Below are 22,213 nucleotides of genomic sequence, written 5' to 3' on the forward strand. Positions count from 1 at the left end.
ACCGGCCGGGCGTGTCCGGGACCTGCGCGACTGCGGCTCAGGCGACCGGCAACAGCAGGGCCGTCGCAATCGCCGCGACGCCCTCACCGCGGCCAGTGAATCCCAGCGCATCGCTCGTCGTCGCCGACACGCTCACGGGTGCGTCGAGGATGCCTGACAGAAACGCCTCGGCCTCAGCGCGGCGCGGCGCGAGTTTCGGCCGATTGCCGACGATCTGCACCGTGACGTTGCCCACGCGCCAGCCCGCGGCTTCGACGAGCCGGCGCGTCTCGGCCAGGAACACCTCACCGTGCGCCGCCTCGAATCGTGCGTCGGCCGTGCCGAACACCTGTCCGACGTCGCCGAGTCCCGCAGCGGCGAGGAGGGCATCGCAGATCGCGTGCGCCGCGGCATCGCCGTCGGAGTGGCCCGACAGACCGCGCTCGCCCGGCCATTCGAGACCGGCGAGCCACAGCGGCACGCCGGCCTCGTCGGCGAACGCGTGCACGTCGGTGCCGGCGCCGATGCGCGGCGCTGCACGGCCGACCGCGGCCGCAGCCCGCCGCTCGTTCACGAGCTGCTCTGCGCGGTGGAGGTCGGCCGGCACGGTGATCTTGAATGCACGCACGTCGCCGGGCACCACTTCGACGGTGAGCCCAGCGGATGCCACGAGCGCCGCGTCATCCGTGAAGTCTCCGTGAACCGTGGCGTAGGCGTGGTCGAGCGATGCTCGCGGGAATCCCTGCGGCGTCTGCACCGCGCGCAGCGTCGACCGGTCGACGGTCTCGAGTACGTGTCCGTCTTCGGAGATCCGTTTTACGGTGTCGACCACGTCGAGTGCGGGCACGATGCCGCGCCGCCTGGCTCGAACGGCGCCGGCGACCTCGTCGAAGAGCAGGGCGGGCGCGAGCGCCCGCGCCGCATCGTGCACGAGCACGGTCTCGACCGAGGGCGGGAGCACCGCGAGGCCGCTTGCGACGGAATGCTGGCGAGTCGATCCGCCCGCCACGACGACGAGCTGAACGGATGCCGCGGCAGCGGCCGGCCCGAACGTCGCTTGGATGGCGTCGACCCGATCGGCGGGTACGACGAGCACGAGGTGCGGCGGTTCGCGCATGCCGAGCACGGCATCGACAGCGACCGAGAGGATCGTGCCGTCGCCGAGCGGCACGAACGCCTTCGGCTCGGTGTGGCCGAGCCGTGTGCCGCTGCCCGCGGCGACGACGATGACGGCGGTCGCTGAACTCACGATTCGAGCGTAGCCGCGTCTGCCGTCGGGTGGGGTCTCGATACGGCGCTGGCGCGCCTACTCGACCAACGATGGGGCGCGTCACCCGCTGGTCGAGTAGCGACGAAGGAGCGTATCGAGACTCGTCGCGGGGTCTCGATACGGCGCTGGCGCGCCTACTCGACCAACGTGGGGTGCGCTGGCGCGCGCGCCTACTCGACCGACGTGGGGTGCGCCGGCGCGCCTACTCGACCAGCGGGGACGCGAAACGGCGGGCGCTCTCGCGCCCGCCGTTCGTGAGGACTCGACTCGCTAGGAGGCGAGCACCTCGTCGAGCACGGTCGAAGCCGCCTCTTCATCGGTCTTCTCGGCGAGCGCGAGCTCGGAGATGAGAATCTGGCGCGCTTTCGCGAGCATGCGCTTCTCACCGGCCGAGAGGCCGCGATCCTGATCGCGGCGCCAGAGGTCGCGTACGACCTCGGAAACCTTGATCACGTCGCCTGAAGCGAGCTTCTCGAGGTTCGCCTTGTAGCGACGCGACCAGTTGGTCGGCTCCTCGGTGAATGGGGCGCGCAGTACCTCGAAGACCTTGTCGAGGCCCTCTTTGCCGATGACGTCGCGAACGCCGACCAGGTCGACGTTCTCAGCGGGCACCTCGATGACGAGGTCGCCCTGCGTGACGTTCAGCTTGAGGTAGAGCTTCTCTTCACCCTTGATGATGCGTTTCTTGACCTCGGTGATCGTTGCGGCACCGTGGTGGGGGTAAACGACGGTTTCGCCAACCTCAAAAAGCATGAATAGATGTCCTTTCGGCAACTAACAGGATATCACATTCAGGATCATGCTAAGGTTCCGCCTCCCTACTGGAGTGGCATCCTCCGTACGATATGCTCGGTTCCGATCCCTTTGCGCCCGGGCCACAGCTCGCGCGCTCGCTTGCACTTGGAGGTTCTGTGAAGGCGCGTCTCGCGGCATCCGCTGCTTTGGCCCTCGGCATCGCGCTCGGCGCGAGCGGATGCTCGATGCTCACGTACCAGGCGACGACCGAGCACTACAACGCGAGCGACGGCGTCTCAGCCGACGTCGGCGATCTCGACCTCCGCAACATCCTCATCGTCTCCGACGACGGGGTCGACGGAAACCTCGTGATGGCCATCGTGAACAACGGCACCGATGACGTCGAACTCGGCGTGCAGTTCGGCGGCGGCGACACCCAGACCATCGAGGTCGAAGCCGGCAGCACGGTCGAGTTCGGCACCGACGACATCGAAGGCATCGACGTCATCGAGCCGCTGCTGCTCGATGGCATCGACTCCATCCCCGGCAGCCTCCTGCCCATGTTCTTCCAGTACGGCTCCGTCGAGGGCGTGGAGAAGCTCGTGCCCGTGCTCGACGGCCGTTTGCCCGAGTACGCGCACCTCGTACCCTGACGTCACGGAGAAGGGGTGGCGGATGCAAGGCATCCGCCACCCCTTCTCCATACCGTTCCGCGTGCTCAGGCCTCGAAACGGTAGCCGAGCCCTCGCACGGTCACGAGTTGCACCGGCTCCGACGGCTGCAATTCGATCTTCGAGCGGATGCGCTTGATGTGCACGTCGAGCGTCTTCGTGTCGCCGAAGTAGTCGGAGCCCCAGACCCGGTCGATGAGCTGGCCCCGCGTCAGCACGCGACCGGGGTTGCGCATCAGCAGTTCGAGCAGCTCGAATTCCTTCAGCGGCATGGGCACGGGCTCCCCATCGACCTCGACGGTGTGCCGATCCACGTCCATGCGCACCCGGCCGCCCTCGAGCACCGCCTCGTCGAAATCCTCGATCTCGATGCGGCGACGCAGCACCGCCCGGATGCGGGCGAGCAGCTCGCGCGTCGAGTACGGCTTCGTGACGTAGTCGTCGGCGCCGAGTTCGAGGCCGACCACGATGTCGATCTCGGAGTCCTTCGCCGTCAGCATGATGATCGGCACCGTCGAGCGGCTGCGGATCTCGCGGCACACCTCGGTGCCCGGCAGCCCCGGCAGCATGAGATCGAGGAGCACGAGGTCGGCGCCCGATTGGTCGAACGCGGCGACCGCCGAGGGGCCGTCAGCCGCGACCTCGACCTCGTAGCCCTCGCGCTCGAGGAGGAAGCTCAGGGGGTCGCTCAGGGCGATCTCGTCTTCGACGAGCAGGATGCGGGTCACGTACGGTCTCCTCGATCGGAGGCTGCGAGCTTCGCAGCCGATGTTGCTGATGATCCCTTGGACTTCGATGTACGCGTCGGCGCGACATCCACAGGGCTCTCGAGCTCGCCATCGCCGACCTCCGGCTCGATGGCGAGCTCGGCCACGGGCAGCCGGATCATGAACGTCGATCCCCTGCCTGGCTGGGACCACACGCGAACATCGCCGCCGTGGTTCTGCACCGTGTGCTTGACGATGCTGAGGCCGAGACCTGATCCGCCGGTGTTGCGTGAACGCGCCTGATCGACACGGTAGAACCGTTCGAAGACGCGCTCGAGGTCGTCGGCCTCGATGCCGATGCCCTGGTCGGTGACGGCGATCTCGACGACGTCGCCGACGACCTTCGCGCCGACGCCGACGCGGCCGCCCTCGTTCGAATAGGCGATCGCGTTCGCGATGAGGTTGTGCACGGCGACCACGAGCAGGGCGCGATCACCGTAGACCTCCGCCTTCGCGGAGGCACGCACGGCGATCTCGACGCGCTTCGCACCGGCGACGACGCGGTTCTGGTCGACCGCGGCCGCGATGACCTGGTCGATGCGCACGAGTCGATCGGGGCGAAGCGCGTCGCGTGCCTGAAGCCGAGACAGGGTGATCACCTCACTCGTGATGTGCGCGAGCCTGGCAGCTTCGACCGAGAGCCGGCCTGCGAACCGGCGGACCTGCTCGGGTTCATCGGCTGCCTGGTCGAGCGCCTCCGCCAGGAGGGTCACGGAGGAGATCGGTGTCTTCAATTCGTGACTGATGTTCGCGACGAAATCGCGTCGCACCTCGTCGAGGCGGTGCGCCTCGGTGCGGTCGTCGGCGAGCAGCAGCACGAAACGTGTGCCGAGCCGGGCGACCCTCACGTGCAGGCGCAGCGTCGAATCGCCGAACGGGCCGCGCGCGACGCTCACCTCGTCGTCGATGGCATCGCCGCGGCGGCGAACGGATGACACGAGTTCGAGCAGTTCCGGGTGCACGAGCGCCTGCTGCCGCACGAGCCCCATCGCGAGCGCACCGGGCGAGGCTCGAAGCACGTTGTTCGAGGGATCGAGCACGACACCGGCGGACTCGAGCACGTCGAGCACCTGGTCGACCCCGTCGGGGATCGTCGGCGCGACGACCTTCGCGGCATTCGAGCCGCGGCGCTCGGCTACGTGCAGCACGATCATGAAGGCGGCGCCGAGAAAGATGCCGAAGGCCAGCGCGGTGAGCACCAACCAGGTGGAGTCCATGGCACCAGACTAACCAGCCGATCCGGCTCTCTCCCCTGTTCTCCGCCTGTGCGGCGGTACGTTAGGGAGTGTTCAGTGTCCCGGCACCAGTTGTTCACCTTGCGTCGGGAGGATGTCCCGGGGCCGGATCGTCCCGGGACGTCCGTGTTCCGTCACGGGCCAGAGCAGACAAGGATTCACAGACATGCGTGAGGTGTTCCAGCAGGAACTGCGCGAGGTGCAGGAGCGGCTCGTCGAGCTCGCCGGACTCGTGGCCGAATCGATCGACAAGGCGACGCGTGCATTCAACGAGTCGAACGTGAGCTTGGCCGAAGAGGTGATCGCCGACGACGACCGCATCGACCAGGAGACGGTCGCGCTCGACGAACTCGCGATCACGATCCTCGCCCGCCAGCAGCCGGTCGCACGAGACCTGCGCATCGTCGTGAGCGCATTGCGCATCAGCGCATCGCTCGAGCGAATGGGCGACATGTCGACCCACATCGCCCAGCTCGCGCGCTACCGCTTCCCCGACAAGGTCGTGCCGAAGTCGCTGCGCCCGACGTTCGCCCAGATGGGTCGTCTCGACGTCGAGATCGCCAGAAAGCTCGTCGAGCTGCTCCGCATCGAAGACGTGCACCTCGCCGAGGAGATCCGCAACGACGACGACGAGATCGACGCCCTGCACCTCCAGGTCTTCGACAAGGTGCTCGGCGAGACGTGGAAGGGCCAGGCGGTCGACACGGTCGACGCGACCCTCGCGAGCCGGTACCACGAGCGTTTCGCCGACCATGCGGTCTCGATCGCCAAGAAGGTGCAGTATCTCGCGACGGGCGACTGGGACCCCGAGAAGTCTGCACTCTGACTCATCGCATGCGGCGCTCGAGGCCGGAGGTCGAGTAGCGACGGAGGAGCGTATCGAGACCCCGGTCCGGATCTCGATACGCTCGCTGGATATCGATGCCGCGCTGTCGCGCCTACTCGATACGGCGCTCGATCCGGCGCTCGATGCGGCGCTCGATCCGGCGCTCGATCAATGAGCGGCTACTTCTTGCCCTGCGCGGCGACGGCGGCAGCACCGGCCGCGGCGGCCTCGGGGTCGAGGTACTCCCCCGGGCCGAGCGGCATGAAGTCGTCGCCCAGTCGGTAGACGAGTGGGATGCCGGTCGGGATGTTGAGCTCGGCGATGTCGTCGTCGCTGATGCCGTCGAGGTGCTTGACGAGTGCGCGCAGCGAGTTGCCGTGAGCCGTCACGAGCACGGTCTTGCCGGCCTCGAGGTCGGGGACGATGTCGGAGCGCCAGTACGGGAGCATGCGCTCGATGACGTCTTTCAGGCACTCTGTGCGGGGCAGCTCCGCGTCGGCGAGGTTCGCGTAGCGCGGGTCGCCGACCTGCGAGTACTCGGCGTCGTCGGCCAGCACCGGCGGTGGCACGTCGAATGAGCGGCGCCAGAGCTGGAACTGCTCTGGGCCGTACTTCTCGAGCGTCTCGGCCTTGTCCAGACCCTGCAGCGCGCCGTAGTGGCGTTCGTTGAGGCGCCACGAGCGGCGCACGTCGATCCACGCACGGTCGGCGACGTCGAGGGCGATGTTCGCGGTCTGGATGGCGCGTGTCAGCACCGAGGTGTGCTGCACATCGGGGAGCAGGCCGGATTCGGCGAGCAGCTCGCCGGCGCGCACGGCCTCGGCCGTGCCGAGTTCGCTGAGTCGCACGTCGACCCAACCGGTGAACAGGTTCTTCTGGTTCCATTCGCTGTTGCCGTGGCGAAGCAGCACGAGGGTGTGAGACATGCGAACAGCCTACCGACGAGGCATCCGTCGCCTACAACGCCCCAGGGGCGGCGCTCGATCTCCGGGCCGAGCTCGCTGGCGAGGTCGATGCCGCGGGCATCGGCAACACGAACGGGGCCGACATCCGGCTCACCACCGAATGGGGAACCTACAAGGTCGTCAAGGTCGCGCCCGGTGCGGCCCTGTACCACCTCTTCGACACGGGGTCGGCGAAGGTGAAGAAGGGCACGGCGACGGTGGCGGCCTTCCACTGGGACGGCAGTCAGGGCCACTACACCAGCCAAGTGAGCGCGTTCGCCAAGGCGAATTGCAAGAAGTAGCCTGCCCACGCTCGGCGGCCCGATCTCCGGATGCCGGGCCGCCGATGCGTCCGGCCCAGGCGCGTCCGGCCCAGGCTCAGCCGGCCCAGGCTCAGCCCGGCACGGGAAGTACGGTTAGCGCTTGTGGACGCCGAGCCGCGGCAGGCGCGGCACCTCGACGGCTGCCCCGGAATCGGCGGGGACGATCTCGACCTGCGCCGCCGCGACGTCGATGCCATGGCTCAGCACGATGAGCGGCAGGTCGGCCGGCACGGCGCGCTTGACGAGCGCGAGCGCGACGGGGCCGAGTTCGTGGTGCATGACCGCCGTCGTGATGCGACCAACGACCTTGCGCTCGGGCTCCGTTTCCTGAGCCTGTCGAAGGGCACCGGCGGCGGGCTCCGGGCGAACCTTCTCGCCGACGACCTCGTCACCCGGCGCGGGCAGCACGGTGTCGCTCCCGTCGAGGTGCAGCAGCACCAGTCGACGCGGCGGCCGCCCGAGGTTCAACACCTTCGCGACCGTCTCCTGGCCCTTGTAGCAGCCCTTGCCGAGGTCGACGGCGCTTCGCAGCCAGTCGAGTTCGTGCGGGATGGATCTCTCGTCGACCTCGGTCGCGAGGCGCGGACGCCACGCGGCGACCCGCAGGGCCTCGGCGGCGAGCGAACCTGCCATGTCGACCCGGCCGGCACGCGCAGCCTCTGCTGCGTCGGCCAGCGCAGCGCGCGGCACGATGCGTTCGATCCAGTGCCATTCGGATGCCGGGTGGCCGGCGTCGCGGGCGTACTGATGGGCCCCTGGGCGGAGGTGCTCCCACGGGTCGACCCAGTCGAGGGCGACACCGTTCGGGGCGAACGCGGGCACCGCGGCATCGAGCGGAGTCGTGGACATCGCGCCGAGCACGGCGACCTCGCCACTCGCGTCGGCGACCTCGACTCGCAGCATGAAACGCATTCGGTCGAGGAAGGCGGCGAGCGGTGCGGCCTCGTCGCCTTCGACGATGAGCCACGTGGTGGCGCCGTCGTCGATGATATGCGCCGCGTGCTCGATGCGCCCCGAGGCGTCGAGGAACAGTGCCTCGGCGCTCTCACCGGGAGTGAGCCGGTCGAGCGCCTGACTCGCCATGGAATGAAGCCAGGAGAGCCGGTCGGGGCCGGTCACGGTCACGACGCCACGACCCGAGAGGTCGACGATCGCCTGCCCGCGTTCGAGGCGGCGCTGCTCGACGATCGGGTTGCCGTAGTGGCCGGCGACGCCCGCATCGACGCCTTCGGCTGCGACGGCGCCCGGCAGGCCGAGGAACGGGGAAACAGTCATCAGTCAACCTTCGCGAGTCGGGCCGACGCGTGGGTGCGCAGCTCGTTTCCGAGGGCGGCGATATCCCACGCCCAGAGCAGATGGCCGTCGACGAGGCCGTAGAGCCTCGTGGCGGCCGCATAGTCTTTCGCGCTGCTGGTGCGCAGCACCGCGTCGGTCGCGAGGTCGATTCGTGGGCCCTTCACCTGGCCGAGGTAGAGCTCGCTGACGCCGTCGGGGTGCACGATCGACACTTCGATGTCGAAGCCGCCGTCGGCGTTGCGCAGAGACTCGACGGCCTCGGCGTCGGCGAAGCGCGGCTCGCCGACCGCCGGCAGCATCGCCGGCCCCGGGTCACCTTCGCCGAGCTCTCGGGCCAAGCGCCAATAGCCGGTCTCGGTGACGAGCGGCGTCGGTTCTCCGCCTTCTTCTGCGGGGAACAGCCAGGAGTACGAGGTGTAGTTCAGGTACGGGAGACCGTCATGACTGAAGCTCACCCGCTGCCCGAACTCGTGCGTGACCGGTTCTTCGCCGCCCTTGTAGTCGATGACGCCCGAGCCCTCCCAGACCCCGAGGAGCCAGGAGAGCGGCACGAGCTCTGGCGGGAGGTCGACGGGCAGGTCGATCATTGCCACGTCCTCACGGGCACCTAGCGCTGGCCCTTGAAGAGCTTGTAGACGACGACGCCGCTCACCCAGGCGATCGCGAGGCTCGCGAGGCCGAGCAGGCCGATGAAGAGGAGTTCGAGGGCGAGCAGCTCAGACATGTTCCGAGTCTATCCGCTCACGGCACGGCGACGGGCGCCACAGCGAGGGCCGCGATCGCGACGACCACGACGGCGCCGGCGATACTCCAACTCCCCCGCGCAACGAAGCCCTCGGGTCGTCGCGTGGCGAGCTGGGTGACGAGAGCGGCGATGACGGATGTCGCGAGCACCACGCCGAGCGCACCGTACACGCCGAGCCGCGTCGTGTCACCGAGCCAGACCGCGGTTCCCGCGTAGGCGAGCGCCACGACCACGACCGCGCCGACGAGTGCGATCGCCCAGACGATCGCGATGCCGAGCCATCCGCTGCTCGTGTCGGTCTCGTCGTTCATCGTCTCCCCATTCGTTTCGCGGAGCGCCCGTCGGCGTCCCGTAGTATTGACCGCACCTTACTACTGGAGGGTGTGCGTGGCTCAGCTGCTGATCTTGTCGCCGGCAGCCAACGATGAAGTTCTCCCGGCTCTGTTACTTCTGACTCATCGAACGCGGATCATTCCCGCTTCGCCTGAGCAGCTGGTCAGGGCGCCTGAATCCGATCTCGTCTTCCTCGACGCGCGTACGAATCTCGCCGCCGCCAAGGCCCTCTCGCAGATCCTCCGCACGACCGGACTCTCCGTGCCGCTCATCCTGATCGTCACCGAGGGCGGGCTCACGGCCGTGACGCCCGATTGGGGAACCGACGACGTCGTGCTCGAACACGCCGGCCCTGCCGAGCTCGACGCGCGCATCCGCCTCGCGATCGGTCGTTCGCAGTCATCGCAGCCGAGCGAGCGCATCCAGACCTCCGGCGTCGTCATCGACGAGGCGAGCTACTCGGCGAAGGTGCACGGTCGCACCCTCGATCTCACCTACAAGGAGTTCGAGCTCCTCCGCTTCCTCGCAACTCACCCTTCGCGCGTCTTCACCCGCGAGCAGCTGCTCAGCGAGGTCTGGGGTTACGACTACTTCGGCGGCACCCGCACGGTCGATGTGCACGTGCGGCGGCTCCGAGCGAAGCTGGGCGACCTCGACAGCCTCATCGGCACGGTGCGCAACGTCGGGTACCGCTTCAACGTGCACGAGGAAGACGACGAAGGCGCATCCGTCACCGCCCGTTGACGAACACCCCATCTGCCGGCCACAGGCCAGTGGCATGATGAAGGGATGACCGCCGACAGCATCCTCGACGACCGCACGTCGAGTGACTTCGACGACGACTTCGAGCCGTTCGACCTCGAAGGCGCACCCGAACTCGCGCCCGAGCGCTACCTCGACCGCGAACTCAGCTGGCTCGCCTTCAACCAGCGCGTGCTCGAGCTCGGAGAAGACCCGAGGGTGCCCGTGCTCGAACGAGCGAACTTCCTCGCGATCTTCGCCTCGAACCTCGACGAGTTCTTCATGGTTCGGGTCGCCGGCCTGAAGCGCCGTATCGTGACCGGTCTGGCCGTGCCGTCGAATGTCGGGCGATCGCCACTCGACGTGCTCAGCGACATCTCCAAGAAGGCGCATGTGCTGCAGGAGCGGCACGCCGCCGCCTACCAGGAGCTCGTCAAGCCCGCGCTCGCGGAGTCCGGCATCCGAATCATCACGTGGGCCGAGCTCGGCGATGAAGAGCACGCACACCTCCGCGAGTACTTCTCCAAGCAGATCTTCCCCGTGCTCATGCCCCTGGCGGTCGACCCGGCGCATCCCTTCCCCTACATCTCAGGGCTCTCGCTGAACCTCTCGGTTCGCGTGCGCAACAGTCGCACCGGGCGGCAGGAGTTCGCGCGCGTCAAGGTGCCGCAGATGCTGCCGCGCTTCGTGCGCGTCGATCCGGGCGAATCGATCGAAGACGCCCGCTACGTCACCCTCGAAGACCTCATCGCCAACCATCTCGGCGACCTCTTCCCCGGCATGGAGATCGTCGAGCACCACGTGTTCCGCGTCACCCGCAACGAAGACGTCGAGATCGAAGAAGACGAGACCGAGAATCTCATCAAAGCACTCGAGAAAGAATTGCTGCGCCGCCGGTTCGGTCCACCGATCCGGCTCGAGATCACCGACGACATGGATGACGTGACCCTCGGGCTCCTCGTGCGCGAGCTCGACGTGACGGAGCAGGAGGTGTTCCGCCTTCCCGCGCCGCTCGACCTCGGCGGTCTCTTCGACCTCTCGCGCCTCGACAGGCCCGAGCTGCACTACCCCACCCACGTGCCGACCACCGCGCTGCAACTGCAGCCGAGCGAGTCGAACCTTCGGGCAGACGTCTTCGCCGCCGTGTCCCGACAAGATGTGCTGCTGCACCACCCCTACGAATCGTTCGCCACGAGCGTGCAGGCGTTCCTCGAGCAGGCAGCCGCCGACCCCGACGTGCTCGCCATCAAGCAGACGCTCTACCGCACCTCGGGCGACAGCCCCATCGTCGAAGCACTCATCGACGCTGCCGAGTCCGGCAAGCAGGTGCTCGCCCTCGTCGAGATCAAGGCCCGCTTCGACGAGCAGGCGAACATCTCGTGGGCGCGAAAGCTCGAGAAGGCCGGCGTGCACGTCGTCTACGGCCTCGTCGGCTTGAAGACGCACTGCAAGCTGGCGCTCGTCATCCGCCAGGAGAAGGGCGTGCTTCGCCACTACAGTCACATCGGCACCGGCAACTACAACCCCAAGACGAGCCGTATCTACGAAGATCTCGGCCTTCTCACCGCCGACGACCAGGTCGGCAAAGACCTCACCCGGCTCTTCAACGAGCTCTCCGGCTACGCCATCGAGAAGAAGTTCAAACGGCTGCTCGTCGCGCCCCTGCACCTGCGCAAGGGACTGCTCAAGCTCATCGCCGGCGAGATCAGCAATGCCGAGGCCGGTCGTCCCAGCGGCATCCGCATCAAGATGAACTCGATCGTCGACGAGGCGATCATCGACGCGCTCTACCGCGCGTCGAATGCGGGAGTATCCGTCGACGTGTTGGTGCGCGGCATCTGCAGTCTTCGGCCAGGCATCCCGGGGCTCAGCGAGAACATCCGCGTGCGTTCTGTGCTCGGCCGCTACCTCGAGCACTCGCGCATCTTCTCATTCCTCAACGACGGCGACCCGCAGGTCTACATCGGCTCAGCCGACATGATGCACCGAAATCTCGACCGCAGAGTCGAAGCACTCGTGCGGCTCACCGATCCCGCCCACCTCGCTGAGATCGACTCGCTGTTCGACCTCGCGATGGCCGAGACGACGAGCGCGTGGTGGCTCGACGGCTCGGGCGAATGGACGAGGCAATCGGTGGATGCTGCGGGGCATCCGCTCGATGACATGCAGAATAGGCTCATGCAGCAGATCGGTCAGCGCACTCGTTCGGGCCAGCGCCCTCGCTCGGGACCGAGGCGGTGACGACGGCGGTCTACGCCGCGGGCGCCGTCTGTTGGCGAGTCATCGACGGCAAGATGCACGTGCTGGTCATCCACCGCACCGCCTACGGTGACGTGACGATCCCCAAGGGCAAGGTCGACCCCGGCGAATCGTTGCCGCAGACCGCGGTGCGCGAGGTCGCGGAAGAGACCGGGCTCGAGGTCGCACTCGGGGTCCCGCTCGGGATCTCGCGCTATCCGTTGCCGAGCAAGCGCGAGAAGATCGTGCACTACTGGGCCGCTGAAGTGAGCGAACGGGCCGTGCAACGCTCGACGTTCAAGCCGAACGCCGAGGTCGCCGCGCTCGAATGGGTCACGATCAAGCGGGCTCGGGGATACCTCAGCTACAAGCCCGATGTCGAGATCCTCGACGCCTTCGCGAAGCTGCTCGACCAGGGCGTCACTTCGACGTTCTCACTCGCACTCGTGCGCCACGGCAAGGCTGTCGGCCGGTCGGGCTGGAAGGGAGCCGACGCCGCGAGGCCGCTCACCGAGCGAGGCGTCAAGCAGGCGGCAGGGCTCGTGGCGACGCTCGGCGCGTGGGCGCCGAAACGCATCGTGTCGAGCCCGGCCGTGCGGTGCGTGACGACGGTGACGCCGCTCGCCGCCGCGACCGGCATCGAGATCAAGCGCGATGCGGCCATCAGCCAAGACGCGTGGGAGTCCGGCGGCGCCGACGTACGCCACGTCGTCGGCAAACGGGTGCGGGCCGGCAAGAGCGCGATCATCTGCAGCCACGCCCCGGTGCTTCCCGAGATCATGCGCGAGGTGGCCCTCGCCACCGGCACTCCTCTGGGTACCTACGTCACGGATGCCGCTGGGCTCGAGGCAGGCGCGTTCAGTGTCGTGCACCTCTCGGCCACGAGCCCCGGCTCGGGCATCATCGCGATCGAGACGCACGCACCGCGGGCGTGACGCGCTCTCGTGGGTTGAGGAGGCGCGCCAGCGCCGTCTCGGGTAACTCCCGCGCCTCCTCAACCCGCGGGAGTTGTCCGATTCGGAGGTTTCGAGACGGCGCTGACGCGCCTCCTCAACCCACGGGAGTTGTCCGATTCGGAGGTTTCGAGACGGCGCTGACGCGCCTCCTCAACCCGCGGGAGTTGTCCGATTCGGAGGTTTCGAGACGGCGCTGGCGCGCCTCCTCAACCCGCGGGAGTTGTCCGATTCGGAGGGTTCGAGACGGCGCTGGCGCGCCTCCTCAACCCGCGGGAGCTACCCGATCGGGGGTTCGAGACGGCGCTGGCGCGCCTCCTCAACCCGCGGGAGTTACCCGAGACGGCGCTGGCGCGCCTCCTCAACCCGCGGGAGGGTTCAACTCGATACACCGGCCGCGACATCCGCATCGACAGCGGTCGTTCACCTGCTGTTTACCGTCGTAGCGGAAGCTCGTAAGGCGCGCTCATTAGCGTCGCAGGCGGGTCGGCACCGGCCCACAAACCTGCAATCGAACCCCGGAAGGGAATTCACGTGAACCTCAAGCGTTTCGGCGTGCCCGCTGTCGTCGCCGTCACGGCGGCGATCGCGCTCAGCTCCTGTGCCTCGAACGAAGGCGGCGGAGCGTCGTCTGACTCGGCATCGACGCTCTCGGGCAACCTCGTCGGCGCGGGCGCCTCCTCGCAGGATGCCGCTCAGCAGTCGTGGATCGCCGGCTTCCAGACCGCGAACCCCGACGTCACCATCGACTACGATCCCTCCGGTTCGGGTGCAGGTCGTGAGACCTTCCTCGAGGGTGCCAGCGACTTCGCCGGCTCCGACCGGGCGTTCAACGACGAGGAGATCGCCGCCGGCGGCTTCAAGAAGTGCGCGCCCGACTCGACCATCGTCGAGCTTCCGCTCTACATCTCGCCGATCGCCGTGATCTTCAACGTCGAGGGCGTCGACTCGCTCGACCTCGACGCGGCGACCGTCGCGGGCATCTTCGCCGGCACGATCACCAACTGGAACGACCCGGCGATCGCCGCGACGAACCCCGACGCGACGCTCCCCGACCTCGCCATCACGCCCGTGCACCGCTCGGACGATTCCGGCACGACCGAGAACTTCACCGAGTACCTCGGCGCCGCGGCATCCGACGTCTGGACCTGGGAAGCTGACGGAGTCTGGCCGATCGAAGGCGGCGAAGCCGCTCAGGGCACCTCGGGCCTCGTCGACGCCGTGACCGGCGGCAACGGCACCATCGGCTACGCCGACGCCTCGCGCGCCGGTGACCTCGGCACAGTCTCGATCAAGGTCGGCGACGAGTTCGTGCCGTACTCCCCCGAGGCAGCTGCCGCCATCGTCGACGCTTCGCCGTTCGCCGAGGGCCGCGCCGATGGCGACCTCGCCATCGAGATCGACCGCACCTCGGAAGAGGCCGGCGTCTACCCGATCGTGCTCGTGAGCTACCTCATCGCGTGCGGCCAGTACGAGGACCCGGCGAACGTCGAGCTCGTCAAGGGCTACCTGTCGTACATCGCGAGCCCCGAGGGCCAGGAAGTCGCCGCGACCGACGCGGGCTCCGCGCCGATCTCGGACACGCTCCGCGAGAAGGTGACGGCTGCGATCGACTCGATCAAGTAGTAGGTTCGTGCCCGACCCCGATCGCTCGCGACGGGGTCGGGCATGATCGTCACCCAGAATCCCTCCCTTGAGATCCGAGGATCGCATCAGATGTCCGTAACGGCCCCGATCAAGGCGAAGCTCCGCGTCGGAGACCTCGTCTTCTCCCGCTCGGCGGTGTTCGCAGGCTCGATGATCCTCGTGACGCTCGCGGCTGTGGCGATCTTCCTGATCGTGCAGAGCCTGCCTGCGATGGCGGCGACCAGCGAAGAAGCTTCCATCCTCACGACGAACTTCTGGGCGTACGTCGGCCCGCTGCTCTTCGGCACCGTCTGGGCGGCAGCGCTGGCGCTCATCGTCGCGTTGCCCGTCTCGATCGGCATCGCGCTCTTCATCTCCCACTACGCGCCGCGACGGCTCGCCTCAGTGCTCGGTTATATCGTCGACTTGCTGGCCGCGGTGCCGTCGGTCGTCTTCGGCCTCTGGGGCATCGGCGTCTTCGCACCGGCCCTCGTCTCGGCATACGCCTGGCTGAATGCGAACCTCGGCTGGATCCCCCTCTTCAGCGGCACGCCGTCTGCCACCGGCCGCACGATCCTCACGGCCGCCCTCGTGCTCGCCGTGATGGTGCTGCCGATCATGACCGCCATCTGCCGCGAGGTCTTCCTGCAGACTCCGGTGCTGCACGAAGAGGCGGCCCTCGCGCTCGGCGCCACCCGCTGGGAGATGATCCGCACCGCGGTGCTGCCCTTCGGACGCCCCGGCATCATCTCAGCATCGGTGCTCGGCCTCGGGCGCGCCCTCGGCGAGACGATGGCCGTCGCGATGGTGCTCTCCGCATCGCCCGTCATCACCTTCCAGTTGATCACCTCGGTCAACCCCAACACGACCGCCGCGAACATCGCACTGAGCTTTCCCGAGGCGTACGGCCTCAACGTCAATGTGCTGATCGCAACGGGTCTCATCCTCTTCATCGTGACTTTCGCGGTCAACGCGTTCGCGCGCTGGATCGTCAGCCGCCGCAAGGAATTCTCGGGAGCGAACTGATGACCATCCAGACCACTCGAGCTCCCGAGTCCGGCACGCCGATCGCCAATTCGCTCACCGCGGGCCGGCTCCCGAAGTCGGCGCCGTGGACGATCCTCGTCGCCGCGATCGCCGTCGCCGCCGCGATCTTCGGTGTCGTCGCCGTGGGAACGGGGGCCGGCTACAACTGGGGCGGCGCACTCTTCATCGGCGCACTGCTCTACATCCCCTCGATCTGGTTGTTCTCGAGCCTCGTCGAGGGTCGGCGCCGTGCGATGGACCGACTGGTCACGGCACTCGTGACGGGCGCGTTCCTGCTCGCGATGATCCCGCTCGTCTCACTCGCGATCACGGTCGTGAGTCTCGGCGCCGCCCGATTCGATGCCGACTTCTTCTCGATGTCGATGCGCAACGTCACCGGCGAGGGCGGCGGGGCGCTGCACGCGATCATCGGCACGCTGTTCATCACCGGCGCAGCGGCGATCATCTCGATCCCGATCGGGCTCATGACCTCGATCTACCTCGTCGAGTACGGTCGGGGCAAGCTCGCCCGCGGCATCACCTTCCTCGTCGACGTCATGACCGGCATCCCCTCGATCGTGGCCGGGCTCTTCGCCTACTCGCTCTTCGCGATCTTCCTCGGCCCGGGCACGCGCACCGGCATCGCCGGCGCCGTCGCCCTGTCGCTGCTCATGATCCCCGTTGTCGTGCGCTCGAGCGAAGAGATGCTCAAGCTCGTGCCGAACGAGCTCCGCGAGGCGGCCCTCGCCCTCGGCGTGCCGAAGTGGCTGACGGTCGTCAAGGTCGTGCTGCCGACTTCGATCGCCGGCATCACGACGGGCGTCATGCTCTCGATCGCCCGCGTCATCGGCGAGACCGCACCGCTGCTGATCGCCGCGGGATTCACCGCCAGCGTGAACTACAACCTCTTCGACGGCCGCATGCAGTCGCTGCCCGTGTACGTCTACACGCAGTACATGAACCAGGGCAACCCGGCCGAGGCGTTCATCGACCGCGCCTGGGCTGCCGCGCTCACCCTCATCCTCATCGTCATGGCGCTGAACCTCATCGCGAGGCTCGTCGCCCGATTCTTCGCGCCGAAGTTCGGCCGCTGAGACCCGCAAGCAAAGGAAACCCGTGTCCAAGCGCATCGAGGTCCGCGACCTCAACGTCTACTACTCGAAGTTCCTCGCCGTCGAAGGCGTGACCCTCTCGATCGAGCCCCGCAGCGTCACGGCGTTCATCGGCCCGTCGGGTTGCGGCAAGTCGACCTTCCTCCGCACCCTGAACCGCATGCACGAGGTCATCCCCGGCGCGCGCGTCGAGGGCGAAGTGCTCATCGACGGCAACAACCTCTACGACCCCGACGTCGACCCGGTGCTCGTGCGTCGCCAGGTGGGCATGGTGTTCCAGCGGCCGAACCCGTTCCCGACGATGTCGATCAAAGAGAACGTGCTCGCGGGCGTGAAGCTGAACAACAAGCGCATCTCGAAGTCCGACGCCGACGAGCTCGTCGAGAAGTCGCTCCGCGGCGCGAACCTCTGGAACGAAGTGAAGGACCGCCTCGACCGCCCCGGCTCTGGCCTGTCGGGTGGCCAGCAGCAGCGTCTCTGCATCGCCCGCGCGATCGCCGTCTCCCCCGAGGTGATCCTCATGGACGAGCCGTGCTCGGCACTCGACCCCATCTCGACCCTCGCGATCGAAGACCTCATCGAGGAGCTGAAGCAGCAGTACACGATCGTGATCGTGACGCACAACATGCAACAGGCCTCGCGCGTCAGCGACCGGACCGCGTTCTTCAACATCGCCGGCACCGGTAAGCCGGGAAACCTCATCGAGTACGACGACACCACGACGATCTTCTCGAACCCGTCAGTACAGGCGACCGAGGACTACGTCTCGGGCCGCTTCGGCTGAGCTTCGTCCGAGCACAGGACGCGACGCGACATCCACACCACTCGCGTCTGTTCTCGGCCGAGTCGGCGTGTCGTCCTGTTTGGGGCACTGCGTTCTTGGAGCGGTGGCCCGCTGCAGTTCAGTCGCGAGGCGAGAGCAGGTAGGCGTTGAACGCCCTGGTCTCGTCGGCATCGTAGGCGACGGATGCCCCGTTGAGTCGGGTCACTCCGACGGCGAGCCGCACACTCGACACGAGCCAGAGCGCGTCGGCCGCAGCGAGCTCGGCGATCGGGATGTCTCGGTACTGCGTCGCCCGACCCGTCGCGGCGAGGTGCTCGAAGAGGCTCTGCTGCGTGGTGCCATGCAGGATCGCGCCCGACGGCGCCGGCGTCGAGTACACCTCACCGTGCCGGAGGATCACGCTCGAGGTCGGGCCCTCCATGACGAACCCGTCCGAGGAGACGAAGATCGTGTCGTCGGCCCCGCGGCGGCGTGCCTCGCGAAGCGCGGCCATGTTCGTCGCGTAGCTCAGGGTCTTCGCCCCGAGCAGCAGCCACGGTGCCTGTTCGGCGGCGTCGTGCGCATACCCGCGATCGAGTGTGACGACGGCGACCCCGCGCTCGCGCAACTCGCTGAAGTCCGCGGCCGGCGCCGCGTGCAGCCAGGCGGTCGGAGCGGGCCCGTGCTCGACGCCGCGGCTCAGTACGAGCTTCAGCGACCATTGACCGACGGTCGGCAGGCTTCCGACCGCGCGATCGATGGCGGCGCGCCACTGCGGCAGGTTCGGCTCAGGCAGTTCGCAGATGAGCGCCGAATTGCGCAGGCGTTCGAGGTGCGGGCCCGCCTCCTGGGCGTGGCCGTCGATCACAGCGATCGTCTCGAAGACGCCGTCGCCGCGCTGCGTCGACAGCTCGCCGACGCGGAGCGCCGGGGCCGCGGCGTCGACTTCCCGGAGCGTCGACGCGAAGTCCGTCGCGCCGGCGTCGGCGGGCACGGGTTCGATGAGTAGCGTGACGGTCGCGGGCATGCTCCGATGCTACGCGGATGCCGCGTGCACGAACGGCTCCGGAGCATCCGCTCGCCGTGGTTTACCGGCAGCGCACGCGGCGCTGTATCTGGCGAAGCGCTGGGACGATGAAGGCCGGCCGCAGAACGCCTCTCGGCGCGAGGCCGCTCGGAGCGGCGAATATTGGAGCCCGGGGTTACTGCGGCCGGCCTCGTCAAGTCTAAACGAGGTCGGGTGCCACTTCATTCCCCAGCCCGTGGCGATCAGTCGAGCGAGTCGGTGCGCCAGAGTCGCGCGCACGAGGTGAGCTCCTCGGCGAGTTGCGTCAAGCGGAGCGCACGCTTCGTGAGTTCGCCGGAGCGGGCGGGGTTCGCAGCGTCGGTTTCATCGGCGTCGTCGGCGAGGCTCGCCATGCCCGCCGCCGTGACTCGCGCGAATGCGGATGCGCGGTCGAGGGCGACGGCGAAGTCGCCCGTGAAGAGTCCGTGCAGGATGCGGTCGGCGAGCTCGCGGACCTCATCTGGGCCGGCGGGGATGGCCGCGCCGGCGACGACCTGGTCGATCGTGTGCGAGACCTCGGTGCCTCGCTGGAATGCGAGGCTCAGTCCGTGCGGATCCTGGCGGATCAGCGTGCGCAGCAGGTAGACGCGCCACAGCGCGCCGGGCAGGCTCTTCGGCGATGCCGGCGCCCAGAGCTCGGCGATCGCATCGATGCCGTGTTCGTCGGTGTACGTCACGAGGCGGGCGACGACCTCAGGATCGGGGTCCGCGCGCACTCTCGCGAGCAACGCCGCCGCGGTGTCATGCGCGACGCGGCTGATCTGTGCAGGGTCTTCGGCGCCGAGGAATCCCTCGAACTTGCCGGATGGGAAACGAGTAGGGCGATGGAAGTCGGAAGGCATTGCCGCACACATTACTCGCACGAGCCGAGCGCCGCCCGGGGTCGAGAAGATCGACGGACTCAGACCGCCCTGCCCGGGTCGACGAAGTTCGTGCGCCATGTGGTGCCCTGGCGTGCGTACGTGGCCCTTGCATGACAGTTTCGACATCGGACATCACACTTCGCGATCTCGGACATGACACGGGCCAGCGAATAGCCGTCGTGTGCGAGCTTCATTGCAACCACGGCAGACGTTCTGCAGGCCGTCACGCGAGTCGCGCCGAATGTTGAACTCCGTGAGTGGTTTAGACTGCTTGCAGCCCGTGCATCGCTTGTCGGTCATCGGTCGCGCCCCCGTAGCTCAGAGGCAGAGCAACGGACTTTTAATCCGTGGGTCGAGATATCGTAATTCTCCGGGGGCACTTCTCAACGCATGACTCGACTGAACAGGTCCGTCCCAACGGACGGATCTGTTCGCACGGAGCGTCACGTTTCACCTTCCTCGAAATGGGCCGTCGGGGCGAGGCTCTCGGCCTCGACCGACATTCGCGCGAAGTGCAGAACCACCGACAGCCGTCACGAACTCGCCGCGATCACCGCGCGAGCCCGTGCTCGTACGCCCAGATCACGACGTGCACGCGGTCGGGCAGCCCGAGCTTCGCGAGGATCGAGGCGATGTGGGTCTTCGCGGTGTTGACGGTCATGTAGAGCCGCTCGGCGATCGCATCGTTGGCGGCGCCCGTCAGCAGTTCGTGCAGCACGTCGCGCTCGCGAGCCGTGAGGGGTGCGAGGAGCGATTCGGCGTCTTGGGGCTGCGGCGCTCGAGCGACGAAGTCGACGATGCTCGCCGTCGCGCGTGGGGCGAGCACGGCATCGCCGCGGTGCACGGCGCGGATCGCCGCGGTCAACTCCTCGCTCGAAGCGTCCTTCGTCAGGAAGCCGCTGGCGCCGGCACGCACCGCAGCGAACACATATTCGTCGAGGTCGTACGTGGTCAGCACGAGTACGCGAGTGCGCGGGTGCTCGAGCACGAGCCGGCGAGTGGCCTCGATGCCGTCGAGTCGCGGCATCCGGATGTCCATCAGCACGACATCGAGGCGATGGGCCCGCGCCGCCGACAGGAGTTCGGCCCCGTCGGATGCCTCGGCGACGAGCTCGAGGTCGGCCTGTGCTTCGATCATGACCGCGACGGCTGACCGGATGAGCTCTTGATCATCGGCGACCGCAACTCGGGTGCGATCGGATGCGACGGCGCCGCCGCCGAGCTGTGAGGTGTCGGAGGCGTCAGCCATCCTGCGGCTCCCGGTCGGTGAGGTACGGCTGGAACGGCAGGATCGCGCGGGTCTGCCAACCGTCGACGCCATCGCGAGGGCCGCTCTCGAGGCGGCCGCCGGCCTGCTCCACGCGGTCGCGCATCCCCCGGACGCCGCGCCCGACTCCCGGCTGACGTCCTTCCGCCGCGGCACCGTCGTCTGAGACGGTCATCACGAGCGCGTCGGCCGTCCAGTCGAGCCGCACCTCGCTGCGAGTAGGAGGACGCGTGTGCTTCAGCGTGTTCGTGAGCGACTCCTGCGCGACCCGGTACGCGGTGAGCGCGGTGCCGGGGCTGACGGCTCCGGGCTCACCCGTCGATGTGAGGTCGACGATTCGTTCGGGGCCGGATGCGCGCAGGGCGAGATCGGCGAGATCGGCGAGGCCGGGGCTCGGTACGCGTGGCGCTGGATCGACGATGCGGTCGCCGCCGGGCGCGGGCTCGGCGAGCACCGTGAGGAGTCCCCGCATGTCGTTCATGGCGGCGCGCCCGGTGGCGACGACCTGTTCGATCGCGACGCGCGCTCGCGGGTCGGCTGTGCCGTCAGCGGTGCCTTCGGCACGGCTCTGGAGCACGCGTGCCGCCTCGGCCTGGGCGACCATGACCGCGAGGGAATGCGAGATGACGTCGTGCAGCTCTCGGCCGATGCGGCGACGCTCATCGGCGATCGCCTCGCGCTCGCGCTGCACGACGAGTTCGGCGGCCTGCGCTCGCCCGAGTTCCTGCGCGGCACGCTTGCGGCGTGACTCGCGCCGATACCGCCCGAGCGCCCACGCGGCGCCGATCGACGCGACGAGGAAACCCGCGAGGGCGATCAACGCGCCGGGTTCGGGTTCCACTGCGGAAGCCGTCAGAGAGCCGTGCGCGATCGCCACCACGGTCATCATCGCGGCGCCCGCGATGCCGAAGACGAGCGCGAGGCGGTCTGCCCACCGGTCGTCGCTCGCGGCGGCGGTGAAGACGAGCACCAGATAGACGAGACTGCTGGGCAGCAGCACCGCGACGGTCGGCGCACCCGGCAGGCTCGCGGCGGTGAGCCCCAGCATGGCGACGGATGCCACGACGAGCGTGCCGCGCGGCGACCTGCGACGCAGCGCCACCGTGAGGTGGAGCACGAGGTAGAGCGCGACGACGACGACCGCCCAGGGAACTCCCTGCGGGGTGCGCACCGTGCGTGCGAGTTCGACGATCGTGATGGGGAGCAGTGCCGCAGCGCCGGCCGCTGCCCATGCCCAGTCCGCAAGCGTCGGCGCAGGCGATGCGGACGCGCGGGCCGGCTTCGACTCCGGCGCTGAGGGATCTGACGCGGCATCCATTTCGCGACCCACGCTACCGGCGGCCGATGCCGGGCGCCTCACCCGTCCGGGTGAGGCGGCGGTTCGCGGGCGCTGCGACGATCGGCCGGTGACCGCGAGTCCGCGGCGCAACCATC

21 protein-coding genes and 1 tRNA gene are annotated in these 22,213 nt (G+C 68.1%); 10 read left to right on the top strand and 12 right to left on the bottom strand.

All coding sequences use genetic code 11. The features are described 5' to 3' along the window. Positions 1–37: 37 nt before the first annotated feature. Entirely contained in the window at positions 38–1,228 is a 1,191-nt protein-coding gene (gene ispD / locus AC1C2U_RS16330; RefSeq protein ID WP_495362835.1) for a 2-C-methyl-D-erythritol 4-phosphate cytidylyltransferase, read from the bottom strand. A 291-nt stretch (positions 1,229–1,519) separates the two neighbouring features. Then, positions 1,520–2,002 (bottom strand): CarD family transcriptional regulator, encoded by a 483-nt coding sequence (locus tag AC1C2U_RS16335; protein ID WP_022889889.1) that lies wholly within the window; start codon positions 2,000–2,002, stop codon positions 1,520–1,522. 158 nt (positions 2,003–2,160) lie between these two features. Between AC1C2U_RS16335 and AC1C2U_RS16340 the strand changes: the two genes are divergently transcribed. Next, entirely contained in the window at positions 2,161–2,637 is a 477-nt protein-coding gene (locus tag AC1C2U_RS16340; protein ID WP_495362836.1) for a hypothetical protein, read from the top strand. Between the two features lie 65 nt (positions 2,638–2,702). Here AC1C2U_RS16340 and AC1C2U_RS16345 read toward each other — a convergent pair whose 3' ends face one another. Both AC1C2U_RS16345 and AC1C2U_RS16350 read right to left on the bottom strand, forming a co-directional pair. Further along, entirely contained in the window at positions 2,703–3,383 is a 681-nt protein-coding gene (locus tag AC1C2U_RS16345) for a winged helix-turn-helix domain-containing protein (protein ID WP_495362837.1), read from the bottom strand. Next, positions 3,380–4,639 (bottom strand): sensor histidine kinase, encoded by a 1,260-nt coding sequence (locus AC1C2U_RS16350; protein WP_495362838.1) that lies wholly within the window; start codon positions 4,637–4,639, stop codon positions 3,380–3,382. Before AC1C2U_RS16350 ends, AC1C2U_RS16345 begins: the two co-directional genes overlap by 4 nt. A gap of 184 nt (positions 4,640–4,823) precedes the next feature. Here AC1C2U_RS16350 and phoU point away from each other — a divergent pair, with 184 nt between their 5' ends. Beyond that, positions 4,824–5,483 carry a phosphate signaling complex protein PhoU gene (gene phoU / locus AC1C2U_RS16355; protein ID WP_495362839.1) on the top strand — a complete coding sequence of 220 codons (660 nt, stop codon included), beginning with the start codon at positions 4,824–4,826 and terminating at the stop codon, positions 5,481–5,483. A gap of 179 nt (positions 5,484–5,662) precedes the next feature. Here the strand turns inward: phoU and AC1C2U_RS16360 are convergent, their stop codons facing one another. The 4 genes from AC1C2U_RS16360 to AC1C2U_RS16375 all read right to left on the bottom strand — a co-directional run bounded on the left by AC1C2U_RS16360 (position 5,663) and on the right by AC1C2U_RS16375 (position 9,102). Next, positions 5,663–6,409: a phosphoglyceromutase gene (locus AC1C2U_RS16360; RefSeq protein WP_495362840.1), complete on the bottom strand. Its 747-nt coding sequence runs from the start codon at positions 6,407–6,409 to the stop codon at positions 5,663–5,665. Positions 6,410–6,843: 434 nt separating this feature from the next. Then, positions 6,844–8,025 (bottom strand): CAF17-like 4Fe-4S cluster assembly/insertion protein YgfZ, encoded by a 1,182-nt coding sequence (gene ygfZ / locus AC1C2U_RS16365; RefSeq protein WP_495362841.1) that lies wholly within the window; start codon positions 8,023–8,025, stop codon positions 6,844–6,846. Further along, positions 8,025–8,633 carry a heme-binding beta-barrel domain-containing protein gene (locus AC1C2U_RS16370; RefSeq protein WP_495362842.1) on the bottom strand — a complete coding sequence of 203 codons (609 nt, stop codon included), beginning with the start codon at positions 8,631–8,633 and terminating at the stop codon, positions 8,025–8,027. The genes ygfZ and AC1C2U_RS16370 overlap by 1 nt, the downstream gene beginning before the upstream one ends. Before the next feature lie 154 nt (positions 8,634–8,787). Next, the gene (locus AC1C2U_RS16375; protein WP_495362843.1) at positions 8,788–9,102 is read right to left on the bottom strand and encodes a hypothetical protein; all 315 of its coding nucleotides are present in this window, start codon (positions 9,100–9,102) and stop codon (positions 8,788–8,790) included. Between the two features lie 76 nt (positions 9,103–9,178). Here AC1C2U_RS16375 and AC1C2U_RS16380 point away from each other — a divergent pair, with 76 nt between their 5' ends. The 7 genes from AC1C2U_RS16380 to pstB all read left to right on the top strand — a co-directional run bounded on the left by AC1C2U_RS16380 (position 9,179) and on the right by pstB (position 17,604). Then, positions 9,179–9,868, top strand: a complete 690-nt coding sequence (locus AC1C2U_RS16380; RefSeq protein ID WP_495362844.1) for a response regulator transcription factor — start codon at positions 9,179–9,181, stop codon at positions 9,866–9,868. 45 nt (positions 9,869–9,913) lie between these two features. Beyond that, the gene (locus AC1C2U_RS16385) at positions 9,914–12,106 is read left to right on the top strand and encodes an RNA degradosome polyphosphate kinase (RefSeq protein ID WP_495362845.1); all 2,193 of its coding nucleotides are present in this window, start codon (positions 9,914–9,916) and stop codon (positions 12,104–12,106) included. Continuing rightward, positions 12,103–13,038: an NUDIX hydrolase gene (locus AC1C2U_RS16390; RefSeq protein WP_495362846.1), complete on the top strand. Its 936-nt coding sequence runs from the start codon at positions 12,103–12,105 to the stop codon at positions 13,036–13,038. The genes AC1C2U_RS16385 and AC1C2U_RS16390 overlap by 4 nt, the downstream gene beginning before the upstream one ends. Positions 13,039–13,590: 552 nt before the next feature. Next, positions 13,591–14,682 carry a phosphate ABC transporter substrate-binding protein PstS gene (locus tag AC1C2U_RS16395; RefSeq protein ID WP_495362847.1) on the top strand — a complete coding sequence of 364 codons (1,092 nt, stop codon included), beginning with the start codon at positions 13,591–13,593 and terminating at the stop codon, positions 14,680–14,682. Between the two features lie 90 nt (positions 14,683–14,772). Beyond that, positions 14,773–15,708, top strand: coding sequence for a phosphate ABC transporter permease subunit PstC (pstC, locus tag AC1C2U_RS16400; RefSeq protein WP_495362848.1), 936 nt, complete (start codon positions 14,773–14,775; stop codon positions 15,706–15,708). Then, on the top strand, positions 15,708–16,802 hold the full coding sequence (gene pstA, locus AC1C2U_RS16405; protein WP_495362849.1) for a phosphate ABC transporter permease PstA: 1,095 nt from the start codon (positions 15,708–15,710) through the stop codon (positions 16,800–16,802). Before pstC ends, pstA begins: the two co-directional genes overlap by 1 nt. Positions 16,803–16,824: 22 nt before the next feature. Next, positions 16,825–17,604 (top strand): phosphate ABC transporter ATP-binding protein PstB, encoded by a 780-nt coding sequence (pstB, locus tag AC1C2U_RS16410; RefSeq protein ID WP_495353075.1) that lies wholly within the window; start codon positions 16,825–16,827, stop codon positions 17,602–17,604. A 118-nt stretch (positions 17,605–17,722) separates the two neighbouring features. Here the strand turns inward: pstB and AC1C2U_RS16415 are convergent, their stop codons facing one another. Next, entirely contained in the window at positions 17,723–18,610 is an 888-nt protein-coding gene (locus tag AC1C2U_RS16415; RefSeq protein ID WP_495362850.1) for an aminodeoxychorismate lyase, read from the bottom strand. Between the two features lie 242 nt (positions 18,611–18,852). After that, on the bottom strand, positions 18,853–19,491 hold the full coding sequence (locus AC1C2U_RS16420) for a DNA-directed RNA polymerase subunit beta (protein WP_495362851.1): 639 nt from the start codon (positions 19,489–19,491) through the stop codon (positions 18,853–18,855). Between the two features lie 328 nt (positions 19,492–19,819). Here AC1C2U_RS16420 and AC1C2U_RS16425 point away from each other — a divergent pair. Further along, a tRNA-Lys gene (locus tag AC1C2U_RS16425) sits at positions 19,820–19,891 on the top strand. Positions 19,892–20,062: 171 nt separating this feature from the next. Here AC1C2U_RS16425 and AC1C2U_RS16430 read toward each other — a convergent pair. Beyond that, positions 20,063–20,761: a response regulator gene (locus AC1C2U_RS16430; protein ID WP_495362852.1), complete on the bottom strand. Its 699-nt coding sequence runs from the start codon at positions 20,759–20,761 to the stop codon at positions 20,063–20,065. Next, positions 20,754–22,097, bottom strand: a complete 1,344-nt coding sequence (locus AC1C2U_RS16435; protein ID WP_495362853.1) for a sensor histidine kinase — start codon at positions 22,095–22,097, stop codon at positions 20,754–20,756. The genes AC1C2U_RS16430 and AC1C2U_RS16435 overlap by 8 nt, the downstream gene beginning before the upstream one ends. Positions 22,098–22,213: the final 116 nt, after the last annotated feature.

The sequence above is a fragment of the Agromyces sp. Y575 genome (genome assembly GCF_059445445.1).